This window comes from Mesorhizobium sp. M0621 (assembly GCF_040320745.1).
GTDB lineage: Bacteria > Pseudomonadota > Alphaproteobacteria > Rhizobiales > Rhizobiaceae > Mesorhizobium.
Genome location: NZ_JAMYQF010000113.1, coordinates 1 through 3,150, shown reverse-complemented (window position 1 = coordinate 3,150; position 3,150 = coordinate 1). Strand labels below are relative to the sequence as shown.

Genomic DNA, 3,150 nt, shown 5'->3' with positions numbered 1-3,150 from the left:
GGAGGAGGATCGCCGCCGAATCTGCCGCGAACGCAAGACGTTGACAGCGGAGCGGGTCGAGCACGTCAATCGGATCAAGGGGCTGCTCTTCGCCCAAGGTATCTCTGACTATGAGCCTTTATTGCGCAAGAGACGGGAGCGGCTTGAGGAAACTCAGGACCGGTGATGGTCGTCCGCTACCTGAGCATCTGAAGGCACAGATTGGACGCGAACTTGATCGACTCGAACTCACGCTTCAGCAGATCAAGTCCGTGGAGGCTGAGCGAGATGCTATGCTCAGCGGGCATCAGGACGAGGTTCCTGGGTTAATATGCTTGGCAAATGCATCCAGAAGATTTGCGGTTTCTTGTTCATAGCTTTGTATGAGGACGTCACCCAGCAATTTCTTGTGGATTTTGGTACGGCGATGAACAGTTCGCCGATTTCACGAGCGGTAATGGATCAGGCCCGATTGCAAGAGACCACGACATACAGCGCCTCCGCTTCATAGCGAAATTTAGAATAGCGCGCGAAAGCAAGCCCAGCCGAGCCCTCCCAGCATTTACTTCAGCGGGATTCTTCGCCGATACGCGGCTGAGAACGCTGGCTCATCTTGTTCAAGGGCTCGATAACGGTGTCATTGACCAGCGGATTAAGTGTGCGGCAGAGTCAAGTATAACCTGGGTCTGAGCAACACTAGGCGAAACGGCCATGATATGTCCAATGCAATCTCGGTAATCACCTTTCTTAACGATCGGCGACTGGCAATCAACATACAATTTGACCTCAACGACACCTGGTACCGCAGCGGCGAGCTTTTCGCCGTGGATCCAATCGACCTTGCCGTCGCCATCAGGAACTAGGAACCGCGCGGCCGCATTCTGCGAAAACCTTTTGCGCAGGTCCCATCCTTCCCCGATAACAAGTTTGACATGCTCGGTAATCAGGTCAATACCGTAAGCTAGCTGAACCAATTGAGGCTCTAGCGCGCCAGCAAGACGCGGATTGACTTCGATGACGACCGGGCCACGCTCGGTCCACCGGAGTTCGATGTTTGCTGGCCCCCACCCAAGACCGAGAGCTCGCAAACAGCTCAGCGAAACGTCCGCGATAAGGCTATATTCATCATCCCCCAACGGAGCCGGAAAGGCCGTCCCACGGAACACGAAATGCGGTGGGGATCCAAAATCGACCGCGACAATCCCAACAACCTCATCGCCCATCAATTCAACGCTGTAAAAGGGACCTTCAGCGAATTCTTCGACCAGTATCCTCGGCGAAGACCGCCAAATGTGCACCCCACCTAGCAGGTAGGACATGTGTTCTCTTATCTCATCGGGGTTGCGGCACAAACGGACACCGCTACTACCGCTACCTACGGCTGGCTTGAGGATCACCGGCAGCCCGATCTGCGCAGCAGAGCGTTCCGCCTCCGTCACATCCATTGCCAAGCGATAAGCAGGTACTGGGATGCCCGAGCGCGCGAGGAGCTGACGTTGAGTAAATTTATCGCAGCAGCGTCTAATGGACACCGGACTAGGTCCCGGTAGATTGAACCACTGGCAGAGATCAGCAACAATAGCAAGGACCGATTCGTCAAAGTCCGCAAAGCCGGTGATTCCGGCAATGTCATAGTTCGCGCTTAGCCTCGAGCATTCGCGCAGCAGCGCCTCCAGATCGTCGGTGTTGACATGAATAGCGTCAACCTGTTCCACTCCAAGGTAGTTGTAGCAGGCAGGATTGGCAGCCAGGGTAATTGGATTAAGTCCAAGTTGCTTCGCGGCTCTGACGTATAGCGAACCGCTAGTCCTGTGACCTTCAATCAGAATAAGCGCCCGTTTTATCATCAGCGGTGTTCTCCGTTGCGTTCTGCATCGCCGTCAGAGCTTAGATGGGCATCATCTTTGCTGTTCCAGCCTCGGATTCTCCGGTGATCGAGTCAGTGTCAGCTGTACAAGCGAGTTTCGTTATTCTTTCGGCCGAAGGCAACGAGGCCGCTGTGATCGCCACCGGATCCCGTCACCTCCTATGCAATCAGCGTGCCAAAGCTCTGCGCGAGGCTTGAAACCGAGTTCGCAGCTCGCCGGCCGCCATGCTGACGCCTCAGTGACCGTGTCAAGACTCGGTTTCTTCATCCCGACATGTTGGATGTAATAACCTGCGAAAATGGGACAAAGACGACCATTGGTTGGAACGCGCCACTCTTCAGTCTAATCATATGAGCAGGCGACGACCGCCAGACCGTGCCTACCGGATCTGGTTGCAGCTCGGGTGCTGAGGTTTCGACTATCTCCATGACGTGAGAGGCCGCCTGATTGACGTGGCCAAGCGATGTCACCGTGGCTTCCAGCGCTGACTTCGGCAATCGGCGACATTCGTCGCGCTTCAGCGATCCACAGAGACTTCTCGCTTATCTTGGCCTAATCCGACCGTGCGGCAAGTCCGGTGAGGGACCGGCCTATCATGGACGCATATCGAAGCAGGGCCGAGGTCATACTCGCGGATGCTGGTCGAAGCCGCATGCAGCTGCGCGCTCGCCGAGTTCTCTGCGTGCCTTCTACAAGCGGATCGCTTCGCGTCGGTGAAGCATATCGCGGCCGTCGCCACAGCGCGCAACCTTGCGATCATTTGGCACATGCTGAGTAGGATGCCGACTACAACGGGCCGGACCGGCCTTGCTCGCCCTCAAGATCAGATCGGTCGAGCTGCGTGCCGTCGCCGAAGACGATCCCGAATCGGAAGGGCAGAAGCTGCCTAGGCAGCTGCGACTTCCCGATGACGAACGAGGCCGGAAAGGTCGAGGCTGTGGAAAAGCCGCAGAACGGGTTATTCTACAACATCTTCTGCATCTATCGCGCGGGTTGTTTACTGAACAGATTGGAGCCGTTGACGGAGCTCCAAAAGGTTTCAGAGAGTACGCTTAGGAGGGGCGGCCCCGAAATTTTCGCGAGTTCCGGTCGGCGTGCCAGAATGGTTGCCGGAGGAGGAGGCGCATTCGGGCCGGTAGCTTTGACTTCACAACGGCAGTTGCTCACCGGGGCCCGTTGGCATCGGGCAACTTGCCTCCCCTGGCGGCGTGGAGATGTAGCAGGACGCGTAGATATAGCCAGTCGTGCGTTCTAGGCGGGCGTTCATACCGAGTTCGGCCATGGTTTTCAGGATTGCCTGTCG

At 56.4% G+C, this 3,150-nt stretch carries 2 protein-coding genes and 1 pseudogene; 2 read left to right on the top strand and 1 reads right to left on the bottom strand.

Annotated elements, in window-relative coordinates:
- Positions 1–308: pseudogene (locus tag NKI38_RS33220) on the top strand (IS110 family transposase); the annotation flags it as partial.
- A 288-nt stretch (positions 309–596) separates the two neighbouring features.
- Here NKI38_RS33220 and NKI38_RS33215 read toward each other — a convergent pair.
- Complete coding sequence (locus NKI38_RS33215) at positions 597–1,826, bottom strand: ATP-grasp domain-containing protein (RefSeq protein WP_352665078.1); 1,230 nt, start codon at positions 1,824–1,826, stop codon at positions 597–599.
- A gap of 492 nt (positions 1,827–2,318) precedes the next feature.
- On the opposite strand from NKI38_RS33215, the gene NKI38_RS33210 reads away from it, so the two are divergent.
- Positions 2,319–2,564 (top strand): transposase, encoded by a 246-nt coding sequence (locus NKI38_RS33210; protein ID WP_352665080.1) that lies wholly within the window; start codon positions 2,319–2,321, stop codon positions 2,562–2,564.
- Positions 2,565–3,150: the final 586 nt, after the last annotated feature.

Coding starts and splice junctions, on each gene's coding strand:
- NKI38_RS33215 (WP_352665078.1), bottom strand. CDS start 1,826: ATGATAAAACGGGCGCTTATTCTGATTGAAGGTCACAGGACTAGCGGT.